The organism is Maribacter sp. ACAM166 (assembly GCF_005771495.1).
Classification (GTDB): domain Bacteria; phylum Bacteroidota; class Bacteroidia; order Flavobacteriales; family Flavobacteriaceae; genus Maribacter.
Window position 1 is genome coordinate 60,638 of the sequence record NZ_VAUW01000005.1, and the last position, 16,626, is coordinate 77,263.

At 35.5% G+C, this 16,626-nt stretch carries 14 protein-coding genes; 6 read left to right on the plus strand and 8 right to left on the minus strand.

From position 1 onward, the window contains the following. Nucleotides 1-28 precede the first annotated feature (28 nt). Nucleotides 29-766: a bifunctional demethylmenaquinone methyltransferase/2-methoxy-6-polyprenyl-1,4-benzoquinol methylase UbiE gene (ubiE, locus tag ES765_RS05765; protein ID WP_138112165.1), complete on the minus strand. Its 738-nt coding sequence runs from the start codon at nt 764-766 to the stop codon at nt 29-31. A gap of 234 nt (nt 767-1,000) precedes the next feature. Between ubiE and trkA the strand changes: the two genes are divergently transcribed. Next, nucleotides 1,001-2,350 carry a Trk system potassium transporter TrkA gene (trkA, locus tag ES765_RS05770; protein ID WP_138112168.1) on the plus strand — a complete coding sequence of 450 codons (1,350 nt, stop codon included), beginning with the start codon at nt 1,001-1,003 and terminating at the stop codon, nt 2,348-2,350. Nucleotide 2,351: 1 nt separating this feature from the next. Beyond that, the gene (locus ES765_RS05775) at nt 2,352-3,845 is read left to right on the plus strand and encodes a TrkH family potassium uptake protein (protein ID WP_138112170.1); all 1,494 of its coding nucleotides are present in this window, start codon (nt 2,352-2,354) and stop codon (nt 3,843-3,845) included. A gap of 72 nt (nt 3,846-3,917) precedes the next feature. Here the strand turns inward: ES765_RS05775 and ES765_RS05780 are convergent, their stop codons facing one another. After that, on the minus strand, nt 3,918-5,108 hold the full coding sequence (locus tag ES765_RS05780; protein WP_138112172.1) for a pyridoxal phosphate-dependent aminotransferase: 1,191 nt from the start codon (nt 5,106-5,108) through the stop codon (nt 3,918-3,920). A gap of 15 nt (nt 5,109-5,123) precedes the next feature. Continuing rightward, nucleotides 5,124-6,224 carry a fatty acid desaturase family protein gene (locus ES765_RS05785; protein WP_138112174.1) on the minus strand — a complete coding sequence of 367 codons (1,101 nt, stop codon included), beginning with the start codon at nt 6,222-6,224 and terminating at the stop codon, nt 5,124-5,126. 119 nt (nt 6,225-6,343) lie between these two features. Here ES765_RS05785 and rsmG point away from each other — a divergent pair, with 119 nt between their 5' ends. Then, on the plus strand, nt 6,344-6,979 hold the full coding sequence (rsmG, locus tag ES765_RS05790; protein WP_138112176.1) for a 16S rRNA (guanine(527)-N(7))-methyltransferase RsmG: 636 nt from the start codon (nt 6,344-6,346) through the stop codon (nt 6,977-6,979). Between the two features lie 979 nt (nt 6,980-7,958). Here rsmG and ES765_RS05795 read toward each other — a convergent pair. The 5 genes from ES765_RS05795 to ES765_RS05815 all read right to left on the minus strand — a co-directional run bounded on the left by ES765_RS05795 (nt 7,959) and on the right by ES765_RS05815 (nt 13,079). Further along, the gene (locus ES765_RS05795) at nt 7,959-8,471 is read right to left on the minus strand and encodes a DinB family protein (RefSeq protein WP_138112178.1); all 513 of its coding nucleotides are present in this window, start codon (nt 8,469-8,471) and stop codon (nt 7,959-7,961) included. Between the two features lie 112 nt (nt 8,472-8,583). Beyond that, complete coding sequence (gene pruA, locus ES765_RS05800; protein WP_138112180.1) at nt 8,584-10,212, minus strand: L-glutamate gamma-semialdehyde dehydrogenase; 1,629 nt, start codon at nt 10,210-10,212, stop codon at nt 8,584-8,586. Nucleotides 10,213-10,295: 83 nt separating this feature from the next. Further along, complete coding sequence (gene apaG, locus ES765_RS05805; protein WP_138112400.1) at nt 10,296-10,682, minus strand: Co2+/Mg2+ efflux protein ApaG; 387 nt, start codon at nt 10,680-10,682, stop codon at nt 10,296-10,298. A gap of 5 nt (nt 10,683-10,687) precedes the next feature. Next, nucleotides 10,688-11,812 carry a DUF3667 domain-containing protein gene (locus tag ES765_RS05810; protein ID WP_138112182.1) on the minus strand — a complete coding sequence of 375 codons (1,125 nt, stop codon included), beginning with the start codon at nt 11,810-11,812 and terminating at the stop codon, nt 10,688-10,690. Between the two features lie 25 nt (nt 11,813-11,837). Next, on the minus strand, nt 11,838-13,079 hold the full coding sequence (locus tag ES765_RS05815) for a DUF5103 domain-containing protein (RefSeq protein WP_138112184.1): 1,242 nt from the start codon (nt 13,077-13,079) through the stop codon (nt 11,838-11,840). Between the two features lie 152 nt (nt 13,080-13,231). Here ES765_RS05815 and ES765_RS05820 point away from each other — a divergent pair, with 152 nt between their 5' ends. Genes ES765_RS05820 through ES765_RS05830 form a run of 3 tightly spaced genes read left to right on the plus strand, consistent with a single transcriptional unit; the run spans nt 13,232 to nt 16,626 of the window. Beyond that, a complete protein-coding gene (locus ES765_RS05820; protein ID WP_138112186.1) occupies nt 13,232-14,584 on the plus strand; it encodes a Na(+)-translocating NADH-quinone reductase subunit A in 1,353 nt (450 codons plus the stop codon). Between the two features lie 3 nt (nt 14,585-14,587). Continuing rightward, on the plus strand, nt 14,588-15,871 hold the full coding sequence (locus ES765_RS05825) for an NADH:ubiquinone reductase (Na(+)-transporting) subunit B (RefSeq protein WP_138112188.1): 1,284 nt from the start codon (nt 14,588-14,590) through the stop codon (nt 15,869-15,871). A gap of 2 nt (nt 15,872-15,873) precedes the next feature. After that, complete coding sequence (locus tag ES765_RS05830; RefSeq protein WP_138112190.1) at nt 15,874-16,626, plus strand: Na(+)-translocating NADH-quinone reductase subunit C; 753 nt, start codon at nt 15,874-15,876, stop codon at nt 16,624-16,626.

Genomic DNA, 16,626 nt, shown 5'->3' on the forward strand with positions numbered 1-16,626 from the left:
CTAATTGAATATGCGAATTTAACTAAAGCTAGGAATCAGCCTTTTTTGCAATATAAATTGATGCCACCCCAAATGTTTGAGGCTTGTTCGTTACATCTATAAACCCGATTTCACGTAAAATATTGTTGAAGTTTTCACCATATGGAAAAACAGAAGCTGATTCGCTTAAATAGCCATAAGCAGAATCATCTTTAGAGAACAGTTTGCCAATTAGCGGAAGAATATATTTGGTGTATAATTTATATCCTTGTTTGTATGGTGTTTTTGTGGGCACTGACGTTTCTAATATAACCAAGAATCCGTTAGGCTTTAAAACACGAAGTATTTCAGACATACCTATTTCAAGGGTTTCAAAATTCCGTACTCCAAAAGAGACTGTTACGGCATCAAAAGAATTATCATCAAAAACAAGGTTTTCGCTATCACCAACGACCATTTCTATATTGTTGTCAAGATTCTTGTCTTTCACTTTTTCTTTGCCAACGGCTAACATACCAGGAGAAATATCAAGGCCAATGATTTTTTTCGCGCCGGTGTTTACAAGTGCAATGGCTAAATCACCAGTTCCGGTGGCAATGTCTAATATTGAGTCGGGTTGTTCTTTTCTTAATATCTCGACAACTTTTTTACGCCATTTAATATCTATTCCAAATGAAATTACACGATTTAGGCTATCATAATTTTTAGAAATAGTATCGAACATTTTAGTGACCTGTTCCTTTTTTCCAAGCTCTGAATCTTTATAGGGCGTAACTTTACGGGGCATTATTATGTTTTCTTTTTTGACAAAGATACAATATAGCAAATGCTTAATTCCTTTTTATTAAGTGCGGTTATAAGTTGAAGGGTTAAAGAGCTGAAAACAAATAATAAACTAATTAAATTATGTAATTTTGCCCCATAACAATTGCTATTGTTGTCAGGATTACTTTTGGGTATTATTATAGCTAAGAGTAGAACTTCTTTTCAATTCTTGATAGTTAGCGTTCTAATAAATTAAATGAAAATTATAATCGCTGGAGCTGGGGAAGTTGGCTTTCATTTAGCTAAGTTACTATCTTATGAATCACAGGATATTACCTTAATCGATAGTCAAAAGGAAAGTCTTGCTTACGCAGATAATCATTTGGATATACGGGTTTTAAAGGGTGATGCTACCTCTATTTCGGTATTGAGAGATGCTCAAGTACAGAATTCTGATTTGGTTATTGCGGTTACTTCTTCAGAAACTACCAATTTAACACTATGTATGTTGGCAAAACAATTGGGTTGTAAGCGTACTATTGCGAGAATTTCGAATACCGAATTTATTAAGCATAAGGAGTTATTAAGATTTTCAGAATTAGGAATTGATGAATTGATATCTCCAGAAGCACTAGCAGCTACTGAAATTCAATTGCTGCTAAATAAGTCTGCTTTTAACGATACCTACGAATTTGAGGATGGAGAATTGATAATGGTGGGGGTATCCTTAATTAAATCTGCTACACTTGTGGGTAAAATGGTAAAGGAAGCGGCGAAAATTTTCCCAAAATTACATTTTATGCCTATAGCCCTTCAACGTACAGGCACGCAATATACGGTTATACCGAGAGGAGATACGTTGTTCAAAGAAGGTGATCAGGTTTATTTTATTACAGTAAAAGAAGGGGTTGATGAGCTTTACAAGCTTACGGGTAAGAAAAAAGCAGAAATTAAGAATGTAATGATATTAGGCGGTAGTAAGGTAGGGTATAAAACTGCCCGAGACCTTTGCGCCAATAAATTCAACGTTAAGCTTATAGAAAAAAACAAAGAAAAAGCATTTGATTTAGCCGATGAATTACCAAATGCGTTAGTCATTAATGGAGACGGTAGAAATGTTGAGTTATTGGAAGAAGAAAGTTTAGAATCTATGGATGCCTTTATTGCGGTAACCGGTAATTCAGAAACCAATATAATGTCATGCTTGGTGGCAAAATCTAAGTTTATCAAAAAAACGATTGCTTTGGTTGAGAACATGGATTATTTTCAACTCTCCCATTCTATTGGAATAGATACTTTGATTAATAAAAAGCTTTTGGCCGCTAACAATATTTTTAGACATATTCGAAAAGGTGAAGTAGTGGCATTGATGCGATTGAATAATTTAAATGCTGAAATTTTAGAATTTATCGTAAAAAGGAATTCTAAAGTAACAGGAGCAACTATTAGGGATTTAGACTTTCCTAAGCAGGCTACAATCGGAGGTGTTGTTAGAGATGGCGTAGGTCATATTGCCCTAGGGGGATTTAAAATTAAAGAAGGTGATCGAGTTGTTGTTTGTTGTTTACCATCTGAGATACCAAAAATAGAACGAATGTTCCTTTAAAATGCGGCTTAACTCAAGAATCATATTCCATTTAATGGGCCTTCTACTACTTTGTAACGGTGGTTTTATGCTTTTAGCAGCCGTTGTTAGTGGTATTTATCAGGATGGAGCTACATTGAGTATTACATTGGCATCGATTACAACAATGTTTGTAGGTGTGTTTTCAATGTACTATACCAGAGGGCATAAAAAAGAAGTAAAACAGAAAGAAGGATATATCATTGTAACTTTTGGGTGGATAGTCATGTCAATTTCAGGCATGTTGCCTTATTTATTCTCTGGCGCAATTCCTGACATTACAAATGCATTTTTTGAAACAGTATCGGGTTACACGACAACTGGCGCTTCAATTGTTGATGATATTGAAGCGATGCCCGAAGGTATTTTATTCTGGAGAAGCCTTACCCACTGGATCGGAGGCATGGGTATTATTGTTTTGGCCATAGCGATATTACCATTATTAGGAATAGGGGGCATGCAGCTCTTTTCTGCTGAAGCTCCTGGGCCAAGTGCAGATAAATTACATCCTAGAATTACAGATACAGCTAAGCGTCTTTGGCTGATTTATTTTGGATATACAGTAGCAGAAACCATTCTATTGCGAATAGCAGGAATGTCATTTTTTGATGCCATAAATCATGCCATGGCCACCCTGTCTACAGGTGGTTTTTCAACAAAAAATGCTAGTCTTGCCTATTGGAACGACCAACCGTTAATTCAATATATAGTTATCTTTTTCATGTTTCTAGCAGGGAGTAATTTTGTGTTGAGTTATTTTGCTTTTAAAGGTAGGTTTCAAAAAGTAATTAAAGATGAGGAGTTTAAGTATTATGCAGGGTTCGTAATCATTTTCACTATCATTGTTGCTCTTGTTATTTATTTTAAAGCAAATATCACGGACATTACTCCGGGGTATCCAATGGTTTTAGGAAAAGTAGAAAGTTCATTTAGGCACGCACTATTTCAGATAGTTTCGGTCATTACCACAACCGGATTTGTTAGTGCAGATTTTACACAGTGGACACCGTTCTTAACTATATTCTTTTTCGGATTGTTTTTTCTGGGAGGTTCCGCAGGTTCAACTGCAGGGGGTATAAAAGTCATGCGACACTTATTGATTATTAAAAATGGGGTGTTAGAATTTAAAAGAACACTGCATACAAATGCCATAATACCTGTGCGATATAATAATAAAACGGTGAAGGAAAAGATCGTTTATAATATCATTGGGTTCTTTGTGCTTTACATGTTGCTTTTTATAATAGGAGCGCTGGTGCTAGCTTCCTTAGGTTTGGATTTTGAATCGGCAATAGGTGGTTCTGCCTCTTCTTTAGGTAATTTAGGTCCGGCGTTGGGGAGTTTAAACCCGGTTAGTAATTTTAATAGCTTACCTGTATTGGCAAAATGGTGGTGTGGCTTTTTGATGTTGGCAGGTAGGCTAGAGCTCTTTACGGTATTGATATTATTAACGCCTTATTTTTGGAAACGAACTTAATTGCATCACAATTTGTGGTATAAAAAAAGTCCTTTACTCGTAAAGGACCTTTTTTATATAAATGGGTCTGATTTATTTTAACACCTCTTTGATTCTAGATATTGCCTCTTTGATTTCTTTAACGGAAGCAGCATAAGATATACGAATACAATTTCCATTACCAAAGGCGTCACCTGTAACAGTTGCTACATTGGCGGCTTCCAAAATGTACATTGAAAAATCTGATGCATTTTTGATTTTAGTGCCATTGAACGTTTTTCCAAAATAGGCGGTCACATCTGGATAAACATAAAATGCCCCCTCTGGTTCATTACATTTAAATCCTTCTATGTCATTCAGTAAACCTAAAATTAGTTTGCGACGTTCTTTAAATTCGTCTACCATGAACTTAATGCGTTCTGGAGATTCCTCTAAAGCTGTTATAACCGCACGTTGGGCAATACAATTAGCACCACTGGTAACTTGGCCTTGTAGTTTGTTTGTGGCACGAGCAATGTAGGCTGGTGCGCCAATATATCCAATACGCCATCCGGTCATTGCAAATGCTTTTGCTACTCCATTAACGGTAACTGTACGATTATACATATCTTCAAATTCGGCCATTGAAGCGTGTTCAGTTACACCATAATTTATATGTTCATAGATTTCATCACTTACAATGATGATTTGAGGGTATTTTTTTAAAACATCTGCAAGGGCACGCAATTCCTTTTTGCTATAAATAGATCCGCTTGGGTTGCAAGGAGAGCTATACCATAGCATTTTTGTTTTAGGTGTTATGGCGGCTTCCAGTTGTTCAGGAGTCATCTTAAAATCACTTTCCAAAGAAGTGGGCACTTCTACAGGTATACCATCTGCCAGCTTAACAATGTCACTATAGCTTACCCAGTATGGGCAAGGTAAAATAACTTCATCACCTGGGTTTAAAATAACTTGGGCAACATTATATAATGATTGTTTCGCACCCGTAGAAACAACAATTTGAGCCTGCTCATAACTAAGGTTATTATCCCTTTTAAATTTCGTTATTATAGCCTTTTTTAAATCTACATATCCGTCTACTGGAGAATATGAATTATAGTTATCATTAACGGCCTGTATGGCTGCTTTTTTAATGTAATCTGGCGTGTTAAAATCAGGTTCACCTAAACTTAAACCGATTATATCTTTTCCTTGTGCTCTTAATTCACGGGCCTTGGCGGCCATTTCCAAAGTAGCTGACGGCGTAACGCTATTTATTCTATCCGAAAGTTGATTGCTCATGGGTGCTATAAATTTCTAGTATTGTAATGAAGGCTCTTTGCCTAATTCTTTTAAATGTTTGAAGTGCGAAATTATAGCTTTTCTAGTAGTTTTATACTCGTGGTAAGGCAAATTAAATTCTTGTGCCGTTTCTTTCACAATTTTCGAAATTTTTGTGTAATGTACATGGCTTATGTTAGGGAATATATGATGCTCTACTTGATGATTCAATCCTCCTGTAAACCAGTTTACAACTTTATTTTTGGTGCCAAAGTTTACAGTAGTAAAGAGTTGGTGAATAGCCCAAGTATTTTTCATGGTACCCGATTCATCTGGTAATGGTGTGTCGGCATCGTCAACTATGTGCGCAAGTTGGAAGACAACACTTAAGATAACCCCAGCTACATAATGCATTAAAAAGAAGCCGATTAAAATTTTCCACCATGCGATGTCTATAAACAACATTGGTAATACGATCCAAATTGTTATGTACAATAATTTTGTGATTATTAGTGTACTCCAGTTCATGGTAGCACTTGGTAACTTACCATAAGATAATTTACGTTTCATGAACCTGTACATTTGCTGAAAATCAGTAGTTATTGCCCAGTTGAAAGTGAGCAATCCGTATAGAAGTACAGAATAGAAATGCTGAAATTTATGATGTTTCTTCCATTCCACATGCTTAGAAAATCGTAGAATTCTTCCAGCTTCCATATCCTCATCATGTTCATGAATATTAGTGTAGGTATGGTGAAGTACATTATGTTGTACTTGCCAGTTGTAGACATTTCCAGCCAGTATATAAATACTACTTCCCATTAATTTATTCACCCATTTTTTATTAGAATATGCGCCATGGTTCCCATCATGCATAACATTCATGCCGACACCTGCCATGCCAACGCCCATGACAATAGTTAGTAGAAAATTCGCCCAATTTGGTAAACCTAAGGTTAAAATCAAAAAGTAAGGAGCTAGAAATAAGGAGAACATCACCAAAGTCTTCACGTGAAGCTTCCAATTTCCTGTTTTCTTTAATTTATTCGTTTTGAAATATTCGTTAACTCTCCCATTCAAAGTCTTGAAGAACTTTGTAGAATCCGTTCTTGAAAAACGTATGGTATTTTGTTCCATAATATGATAATCTTTACTTAATATAACGTAATTGAATCTATAATAGTTTGATAGCTTAATTAAAAGCGAAATCTTTGCACTAGTGAATATACTAATAATATCCAATTACAAAGATACGGATGACTGCTGAAACCATATTTGAATATTTTCCCAATTTATCTGAAAATCAGAAAGAACAACTTGAAAAATTAGAAGAACTTTATAAGGATTGGAACCAAAAGATTAATGTGGTTTCGAGAAAAGATATAGATGAACTCTATTTGAGACACATTTTGCATTCTTTAGGGATCGTTAAATTTATTACGTTTAAAGATGGTTCCTCCGTTCTTGATGTAGGTACAGGCGGTGGATTTCCTGGAATTCCGTTAGCTATATTATTTCCTGAAGTACAATTTACATTGGTAGACTCTATTGGTAAAAAGATAAAAGTTGTCAATGAAGTGGTAGAAGGCTTGCAATTAACTAATGTGACAACGGTAAATGCGAGGGTGGAAGAAATAAAAGGTCAATTCGATTTTATCGTGAGTAGAGCAGTAGCAGCTATGCCAACATTTGTACATTGGACAAAGGGTAAAATAAAAAAGGAATCGGCACACGCTATTCGCAATGGAATACTTTACTTAAAAGGAGGTGATTTGCTTGATGAATTAAAGGAGTATAAAACGGCAGAAATCTTTGAATTGAAAGATTACTTCAAGGAAGACTTTTTTGAAACAAAGAAAATGGTCTATTTGCCGTTGAAATTCAAAGGATAATTTTGCGGTTTAATTCAGTGATTTAAATGCTGAATGCTTGGTAATAGGCTCTCCTGTATTTTTGAACGAATAGTTTAATGGAGCTCCATGTTAGAATTGGGAAACCGTTCAGGTGAGTTTTTGTTTTTAAAGATTTCATAAGGCATTGATTTTAAACGAAGTCTGAAGTTCGGTATATTGCATTTAATTTACAATTTATTAACGTTAAATTTACATTGATATTGTGTTCTACCACAGTGAATGTCTATTTTAGATATATGAACCTAGTTCAAAAAGGGTGTATATAGACTGATTCCGTAAGTACACCTATTTTTTTAAGAAGGTTTAGGATGGCGTCAGGTGTATTGACAAATCTAATAATGTTCCTTTTTGGTAAAATCTAAGGAAGAGTCAGCTGGGCCTTTTTTTTGTTGATGGACTAGTAAATATGGTTAACAAAGACCTTATAAGAGGAAGGTGTTTTTTGTAGCAAATATGAGTATTTGTCCTAATTTTTATTAACTAATCAATAGAACAAGGGAAATCATCCGTTTTGTTAACGACACGCTCATTAGTTATTTTCGGCAGGTGGTATACCTTATTAAAAGTCGTCTATTTTTTTCCTTCATACCTATAAATTTGGATAATAGTTTTGCGAAAAGAGCAACATTAAAGTGTCTATAAATACGTTTTCGCTATTGAGTTCGGCATTTTCTATCTGGTGTAACTTAGGAGTCTCAAACTGATTATTTTCTATGTTACCCGCTAGGTTTTGAACTAAACTAAATGCTCATTGAGGTTGTATGCATTTCAAGAGGCATTGAGATGGATAAATCAGAGTCATTATTATTATTATAAGACAACACAGATATAGTTAGTACTAGTGCGTAGATTATTTTATGTTTCATATAAATTTGAATGCAAGATGTAAATGGTTAGGCATAAAAAAGCCTTCAATCGTATATGTGATTGAAGGCTGAGTGTATTATTGCTGAATATTTTAGTTGCTCCAAGGTGGTACAACACCATTAGATCTTGCATAAGCGATTAATTGTCCTTTATGCTCTCCATTATGCTCCATAATCGCTAAAAGTCCCCCTAATTTATTCGATTTCATAAATCCGAAATCAACTTCTTCATTCAAAGTACCATCTTCTACCATGGTGATTTTATCAAGAACAAATTCATTAGACCTTTTTAAGGTGGCTATAATATTGTCTTTTCCAGTAATTTGATCGATGGTCATCATATCAACATCTTCAGGTGGAGCGAATCCTAATTTGGAAGCTAGAAAGTAATTTCCACCTGCAACATGTAAAAGTGCTTCCCTAACAGAATTAACTCCTTCTGTAGGTCTCCAATCATATGTATCTTCAGGAAAAGCTTCTGCAAGTTGTATAACCTGAGATTGATTGCTAGTCAAAAGCGCTTTTATAGTGTTTTGTGCTAATTCTTCTTGTGCCTGTAATAAGCCTGTAGAAAATAATACTGCAATTAGTAGTAACTTTTTCATATCTAGTGTGTTAGGAGAGTTAATAAATAAAACAGAATACCCTAATTTACCTTTATTTTTACAAATATTCAATAAAAAAGGGCTGAATTTAAGTTCAGCCCTTTTAGTTTGTCTATCCTAAAAACGGATATCTATAATCTATTGGAGTTACAAATGTTTCCTTGATTAGCCTTGGTGATACCCATCGTAAAAGATTTTGGGGTGATCCAGCTTTGTCATTTGTTCCTGAGGCTCTTGCGCCACCAAAAGGTTGTTGACCGACTACGGCCCCAGTTGGTTTGTCGTTGATGTAGAAATTGCCAGCACAATTTTGAAGTGCTTTTGTTGCTTCTTCAATGGTGTACCTGTCTTTTGATATTACTGCGCCAGTAAGGGCGTAATCAGAGGTGTTATCTATTAACTGCAGGGTTTTGCTCCAATCACTGTCATCATAAATGTAAATAGTTACTACTGGTCCAAAGAGTTCAGTTTCCATGGTAGTATACTTTGGGTCTGTCGTTACGATTACTGTAGGCTCAATAAAGTATCCTTTAGATTTGTCATAACTACCACCAGCATAAATCTCCGCATTTTCATCATCCTTAGCTTGATTAATGTATCTCACCAATTTATCGAACGAACCTTCATGAATCACAGCAGTGATATAGTTGGTCATATCTGCTGGGGAACCTGGTTTGTTAAAAGAGGCAATATCTTTCTTTACATATTCTAAAATCTCTTTAGATGTTGATTTCGGTAAATAAACTCTAGATGCTGCACTACATTTTTGACCTTGAAATTCAAAAGCTCCTCTTGTGATAGCTGTAGCTACCTGTTTTGGATTTGCTGTTGGGTGTGCCAATATGAAATCTTTACCTCCAGTTTCGCCAACTATTTTCGGGTATGTTTTATACGTGTGTATGTTATTGCCAATTTGTTTCCATAGTTCTTTGAAAACATGTGTAGATCCCGTAAAATGAATTCCTGCAAAATCAGGACTGGCGAGTACGGTATCAGTTATCATTACTGGGTCACCGTATACCACGTTTATTACACCGTCAGGTAAACCTGCTTCTTTAAAAATATCAACGATTACTTTTGCTGAGAATATTTGACTATCGCTTGGTTTCCAAACGACAACATTACCCATCATGGCAGCACTAGCAGGTAAATTTCCAGCTATGGCTGTAAAGTTAAAAGGAGTTACGGCATAAACGAATCCTTCTAGAGGTCTATATTCTACACGGTTCCAAATCCCTTCTGCAGAGTCTGGCTGTTCACAATAAATTTGCGACATATATTCTACGTTAAAACGTAAAAAGTCAATTAATTCGCAGGCAGCATCAATTTCCGCTTGATGAATGTTTTTTGATTGAGCAATCATGGTAGCCGCGTTAATTTTCGCACGGTATGGCCCGGCAATCAATTCGGCAGCTTTTAGGAATATTGCAGCACGATGTTCCCAGCTCAAATTTGCCCAAGCGTTTCTTGAGGCAAGGCAATTATCAATTGCAGATTGCACATTTTTTTTATCGGCAATATGATAGGTGCCAACAATGTGTTGGTGATCGTGAGGTGGTGACATGGGTTTAGTATTTCCAGTACGCACTTCTTCTGAACCTATATACATAGGTACATCAATCGTATCATTAAAATATGCTTTGTATTGTTCCAAAACGGACTCCCTCTCTGAAGAACCAGGAGCATAGCTTTTAATTGGTTCATTAATTGCTGTTGGAACTTGAAAAAAACCTTTTCCCATTGTCAAATTTTTTTAAATTAAATAGTTGACTAAAGATACTAAAATGGGATTGGACTTTAAGGCTAATAGAATGTTAAAAGGTCTTAGTTTAAAGCAAACGGAGCGCTAAATTTAAATGTTGGGACATACACCCTGAATTTATCAGTCGTAGTGAAATGAACCATATTGTAATGACCCTTCATAGCACCTAGAGGTGATGTAAGTAAACAACCAGAATTATAGGTATGTGATTCACCAGGTTCAATTACGGGTTTTTTACCGATGACACCTTCACCGTCCAAGGTTTCCATGTCATTAAGCGAATCATAAATTTTCCAATGGCGCGAAGTTAGCTGAACGGCATCTTTACTTTGGTTTTCAATGGTAACTGTATAACCAAATGCATAATGCATTTTGTAGTTCTTGAAGAACGTACCTTCAAAACTGGTTTGAACCGATATTTTTATGCCTTTGGTAACTTGTGTTATCATCATACTTAATATGTAAATACGCTTGCAGCTATTAAAATTATTATTGCAATAGCTCCTAAGATAAAAAAAATAGAGTTTAGAAAAATATATTTAACAATAGTTTTAAATCTTCCCTGTTGATAGAAATTTCGCATTGCTTTATAAAGGTAGAAAGCGAATATTAAAAGAAATAAGCCTTCGCTACGTACATTAAATACAGCATTGATCAAATAGCTAATAATGAGCAAGATAAATAATAACGACTGATTGTGAAAACTAAAGATTAAATGATCGGTATAAGTGTATTTTTTTCTGATATAGACCATCCAAATGTATAAAGAAAAGAATGGAAGAAAGAAAAAGGTAGCAAAAGGTGATTTGGATATTAGCGTATTTATAAATGTTCCTGGGCGTTTTTTTATCTCTACTAAGCTATTTGAAAGATTAAAGGCCATTTTATTTTCTGTGTCTGGCGGTATTTCGTACTTGGTTACACTTTCTTGAAAACTATAAATAGTGTCCTTTTTGATAACGGTACTAAAGAATTCAATTTTACCTAGGTATTTTCCGATTAAGTCCTCTTCTTTTATGGCTTTAAAATGTTTTTTTGGATTTGCTAGTATAACAGAATCTCTACGATTAAGGATGCTACCGATTGCACTCCGATTTTTTAATGAATCTAATGCAGCCAAGGCAATTTTCTTTTCTTCCTCATTATCAAACTCAATATTTTCAATTCTATCTTGGAAATTGAACGCGGGTGTATTTCCGCTTGACCCAAATTTATTCCACGATTCAAACTCGTTATTATAACTGATTAAAAGAAAGTAGATAATGGATAAGCTTAATAGAAAGCGGAAAGGATTGGTATATGATAATCGCTTACCGACAATATATTCTCTAGTAATTTTACCTGGCCGTAGCAGTAATGCGGCCAATGTTTGTAATACTTTAGAATCGTAAGAGAGAATATTAGTAAAGAATTCTTCGAAGAAATCTAAAAGGGTGAGTTTTTTGGTGCTGTTTGCTTGAGAGCAATTGGGGCAATATTTGTCACTTAAATCTAGCGAATGACCGCAATTGAGGCAATAAACACCTCTATGTTGCAGCTTATAGCGTCCAGTAGTTTTTACAGTTAGTTTATTTTTCATATGTAATGAAAAAGGTAAAGATACATTAGTTCGTTATATTTCTAGAATTGGCAGTTCCTACGCCTATAACGCTATCGTACATATCACCAAAATTTCGGTAATATACCAGAATGAGATAATTGTTTTCCGTGAAGTGAGAATTACCATCTATTTCATTGAGTTTTAAGTTTTCGCCATTTTTCAGAACATATTTATAGTTATAAAAACCTTGCTTCATTTTTATGGTAGCTTCCATCATGCCGCTTTCTTTGTTGTAGGACATTTTGTTTTCATCTGTAAGGGCGTAATTGTTGTATTTTCCAAAAACATACACATCGTCCAAGGCAATGAATTCTGTATAGGGCAAGCTGAAGTGTACAAATGTATACTCGGCCTCTCGAGAAGCATTTTGGCCTTGTAGTGTTCTGATAACGAAATCCCCATTAATATCAGGGAAATAAGTGTAGGGTTTGTCGTTTCTAGAAGCGTCAGAAAATAAATAATGATTGTAAAGTTCGGTCATATCAATACTTGATATCTGTGAACTTGGTGCTCTAAGGTCGCTAGTGTCGAACAAAAGAAATTCATTACCTCCGAAAAATGCGGTCTCTTGATCATATTTATAAACTAATTCACTACCAATGGTATACTGAGGGGCGATATTATAAAGAGCAGTCGGCCAATAGTAATTTTGTAATATGGCAACTTTAACTTCTTTTTTCGGATTTACCAATCTTAAGCCGTTAGATTGAATGCTGAATTGTACTACTTGTTTTTCGTTGAGAAAATTAAAGTCTCGTGAGCGTTTAATAGTAGCGCCCACGCTTACTAGGTCTTTGTAAACTACAAATCTTCTAGAAAATTGAAGTTCGTAGTTGTTATTGTAAACTTCAATTAAGTAGTTGCCACTAACTTTAAGACGTACATTGTCATTAGGTAGCGTCAATTGATAATTTGAATAGGTTTCTAGCGTTGTGTAGCTATTCTCGTAATTTGTAATACGTTGGTTGTCTACACCATCTAGATATTGAGACTTTAATAACGATGATTTATTCCAATCATAATCACAATGGATTATCTTATAATAATAGTCTTGTTCATTGGCCAAAACATCGTCGAATTCTAAGTAAATAGGTTCCCTAGTTTTGACGATTGGAAACTGGTCACCCGTAGGGCCTTTGAAAATAATGGATTTTATGTTGTCTGGTGAATTCACCTCTTTCTGTACCTGTGCAACTAGGTTTTGCACGAAAAAAAGGCATAAAAAATGTTTAATAAAAATACGCATTAGATTGCTTTTTACTGAGTAAAGATAAACAAAAACGATACCTAAAAAATATACCTCGTTGTATTGCTGAAATTATAGGGTAATAATTATGAAAACGAAGTTTTTGTACTTAAATTTGCTGAAATTTTGTTAACCTAAAGGTCTACACGCACATGTCCAAAGACATACGAATTAAGAAAGGGCTCAACATTAATCTTATGGGTGCCGCAGAGCAGGCTACTTCAAAAGCTGTTTTGAGTAATATTTATGCAATACAGCTTAGTGATTTTCACGGAATTACACCCAAAATGTTGGTTAAGCAAGGTGCAGAGGTGAAAGCCGGGGAGCCTTTGTTCTACGATAAGAACATGGCAGATATGCTCTTTGTATCTCCTGTAAGTGGTGAGCTTGTAGAGATTGAAAGAGGGGAAAGAAGGCGTATTTTGAACTTGAAAATTTTAGCTGATAAAACTCAAGAGTCATTTGTAAATCCAACTTTAGATGTAGAAAAAGCATCTAAGGGTGAATTAAAGGCTTCGTTGTTAAAAGGTGGGTGCTGGCCATTCATTAAACAGCGTCCGTATGATATTGTTGCGAATCCTGATACTACGCCTAAGTCTATTTTTATTTCTGGTTATGCGAGTGCTCCGCTTCAGGCAAATGTAGATTACGTTTTACAGGGCAAAGAAAAAGAAATACAGGCTGCAATTACAGCGCTAGGTAAATTAACACCTGGTAAAGTTCATGTATCTGTTGGTAGTTCAGGTGATTCTCCATTTTCTTCTTTGAAAGGCGTGGAATTACATAAAGTATCAGGGCCACACCCTGCAGGTTTGGTGGGTACGCAAATTAATAAGCTAGACCCTATTAATAAGGGTGAATTGGTTTGGACAGTTTCTCCTCAAGACTTGGTTGTAATCGGTGAGTATTTGCTTACGGGTAAATATAATGCAGAACGTCTTATAGCACTTGTGGGTTCTTCTGTTAAATCGCCTAAGTATTATGCTACAAAAATAGGGGCAGAGATATCTACTTTTCTATATGCGAGTGGCGTAAACGAAGAGAATTTTCGTGTTATAAATGGAGATGTGCTTACGGGTTCTAAAAGTAAGCCAGAGGGGTATTTGGGGTATTACAATAATACGGTTACAGTTATTCCAGAAGGTGATGATTATGAATTATTTGGGTGGAACAAACCTGTTTTTGATAAAATATCGGCAACTAGGGCGCTTACTTTTTCATGGTTGCAGCCGAATAAAAAATATGACCTTGATACCAATACCAATGGTGAGCATAGAGCCTTCGTGGTAACTGGTCAATATGAACAGGTTTTTCCAATGGATATTTTTCCAATGCAGCTTTTAAAGGCTTGTATGGTGAAAGATTTGGATGAGATGGAACAATTAGGTTTGTATGAGGTAGCTCCAGAAGATTTTTCATTGACTGAGTTTATATGTATTTCAAAACAACCGCACCAAAAGATTATTCGTGAGGGGTTAGATTTATTGCAACAAGAAATAGGATAAGAAATGAGTTTAAAAAGTAAATTACACGAACTTAAGCTAAAGTATCAGGGTAATAAGATGGCACCTGCTTTCAATGCCTTTCATACTTTTTTGTTTTCACCCGATGAAACTACCCATCCAGGTGGTACGCATGTAAAGGCTGCAGATGATTTAAAGAGGACTATGAATACCGTGATCATGGCATTGGTGCCGGTTCTATTGTTTTCAATGTTCAATGCAGGTTATCAGCACTATTCGGCTATAAATGGATTTCCAGTGGATTTTTCAGTAATGCGAGATTTTCTAACATGGGATAATTTTTGGATAGGAATTATAAAAGTTTTACCATTAGTAGTTGTATCCTATGGGGTAGGTCTTTTGGTAGAATTTATTTTTGCGGTTATTAAAGGGCATGAAGTTGAAGAAGGTTATTTGGTGACCGGTATGTTGGTGCCGTTAATCGTTCCTATAGATACGCCTCTTTGGATGTTGTCTGTTGCCGTAATATTTGGTGTTGTAATAGGTAAAGAAGTTTTTGGGGGAACGGGAATGAATATTTTGAATCCTGCCTTAACCATTAGAGCCTTTCTATTCTTCGCTTATCCAACTTGGATGAGTGGTGATAAGGTTTGGGTGTATGGCGCACGAGAACGAGCAGAGCAAATTCTAGCGGGTACTACAAATGCTGATGCTATTTCTGGTGAGACGATTTTAGGATATTTAGCTCAGAATAAGGGGGCGGAGATGAGTTACTCTGTTTCTGATATGTTTTTCGGTTTCATTCCCGGATCTGTAGGTGAGACATCGGCATTTTTGATTTTGTTGGGAGGATTGTTCTTAATCTTTACCAAGATTGCTAGTTGGAGAATTATGGTGAGTGCTGTACTAGGTTCTTTAGTAATGGGATTGATTTTCAATCAGATTGTTGATTTTGGATGGATAGGAGAATCGAGTAAGTTTTATGGTCTAATGAGTTTCGATTTTTGGAAACATTTAATCGTTGGTGGTCTTGCTTTTGGTATTGTCTATATGGCAACAGATCCTGTTACTGGATCTCAAACTAATAAGGGTAAGTGGTACTACGGTTTTTTTATAGGATTTATTTCTGTAATGATTCGAGTGTTCAACCCTGCGTATCCCGAAGGAGTTTTCTTAGCTATTTTATTAATGAACGTGTTTGCTCCTACTATTGATCACTATGTTATTAGAGGTAATATTAAGAGAAGAATGAAACGATTGAAAAATGCCACTATCTATCCGAAAGATTCAGAAGGTAAGGCAGAAGAACTTAAAGCTGAAACAGTTTAATTATGGCAGTTAATACAGATAAGAACGTTTATACAGTAGTTTTTGCAGGTGTAATGGTTGTGGTAGTGGGATCTATTCTCGCATTTTTAGCTTCAGTATTACGTCCACTTATTCAGGAAAATGAGCGTTTTGAAAAACAGCAGAATATCCTATATGCAATGGGTGTTAATGAAAATGGGGATGACTCTGGAAGCGTGAATTTTATACCTACAGATGTAGTGGAGGGTGAATTTTCTACATATATCAAGGAGCAGTTGGTTATTCAAGGAGGTGAAATTACTCAGAATGATGAAGCATATTTGATTGATTTGAAAAAGCAATTAGCGAATATTAAAAAAGGAAAGGAATATAAATTACCTGTATTTATAGGCGATAAGGATGGTAAAAAGTTCTACATTATTCCTATGTACGGCAAAGGTCTTTGGGATGCGATTTGGGGTTTTATTGCCCTTGATGATACCATGACTGTTCAGGGCGTATATTTCGATCATAAAGGTGAAACTCCTGGTCTAGGTGCGAATATTAAGATGCGCTATTTTATGGATGATTTTAAAGGAGAATCTATTCTAAAAGGATCTTCGTATTCAGGTATAGCTGTTGCAAAAGGAAATAACGATCCATTGAATAACACAAAGGATGATAATGAAGTAGATGCCTTGGCAGGTGCTACTATCACTGGTAACGGTGTTTCAGCTATGATTAGTGAGACCGTTAAATTATATAAACCTTATTTAGAAACAATTAGAGCAAAGTAA

What these genes read in the sequence shown, in the direction of transcription:
- ubiE (WP_138112165.1), bottom strand. Translation starts at nt 766, where the DNA reads ATGCCCCGTAAAGTTACGCCCTATAAAGATTCAGAGCTTGGAAAAAAG.
- trkA (WP_138112168.1), top strand. Translation starts at nt 1,001, where the DNA reads ATGAAAATTATAATCGCTGGAGCTGGGGAAGTTGGCTTTCATTTAGCT.
- ES765_RS05775 (WP_138112170.1), top strand. Translation starts at nt 2,352, where the DNA reads ATGCGGCTTAACTCAAGAATCATATTCCATTTAATGGGCCTTCTACTA.
- ES765_RS05780 (WP_138112172.1), bottom strand. Translation starts at nt 5,108, where the DNA reads ATGAGCAATCAACTTTCGGATAGAATAAATAGCGTTACGCCGTCAGCT.
- ES765_RS05785 (WP_138112174.1), bottom strand. Translation starts at nt 6,224, where the DNA reads ATGGAACAAAATACCATACGTTTTTCAAGAACGGATTCTACAAAGTTC.
- rsmG (WP_138112176.1), top strand. Translation starts at nt 6,344, where the DNA reads ATGACTGCTGAAACCATATTTGAATATTTTCCCAATTTATCTGAAAAT.
- ES765_RS05795 (WP_138112178.1), bottom strand. Translation starts at nt 8,471, where the DNA reads ATGAAAAAGTTACTACTAATTGCAGTATTATTTTCTACAGGCTTATTA.
- pruA (WP_138112180.1), bottom strand. Translation starts at nt 10,212, where the DNA reads ATGGGAAAAGGTTTTTTTCAAGTTCCAACAGCAATTAATGAACCAATT.
- apaG (WP_138112400.1), bottom strand. Translation starts at nt 10,682, where the DNA reads ATGATAACACAAGTTACCAAAGGCATAAAAATATCGGTTCAAACCAGT.
- ES765_RS05810 (WP_138112182.1), bottom strand. Translation starts at nt 11,812, where the DNA reads ATGAAAAATAAACTAACTGTAAAAACTACTGGACGCTATAAGCTGCAA.
- ES765_RS05815 (WP_138112184.1), bottom strand. Translation starts at nt 13,079, where the DNA reads ATGCGTATTTTTATTAAACATTTTTTATGCCTTTTTTTCGTGCAAAAC.
- ES765_RS05820 (WP_138112186.1), top strand. Translation starts at nt 13,232, where the DNA reads ATGTCCAAAGACATACGAATTAAGAAAGGGCTCAACATTAATCTTATG.
- ES765_RS05825 (WP_138112188.1), top strand. Translation starts at nt 14,588, where the DNA reads ATGAGTTTAAAAAGTAAATTACACGAACTTAAGCTAAAGTATCAGGGT.
- ES765_RS05830 (WP_138112190.1), top strand. Translation starts at nt 15,874, where the DNA reads ATGGCAGTTAATACAGATAAGAACGTTTATACAGTAGTTTTTGCAGGT.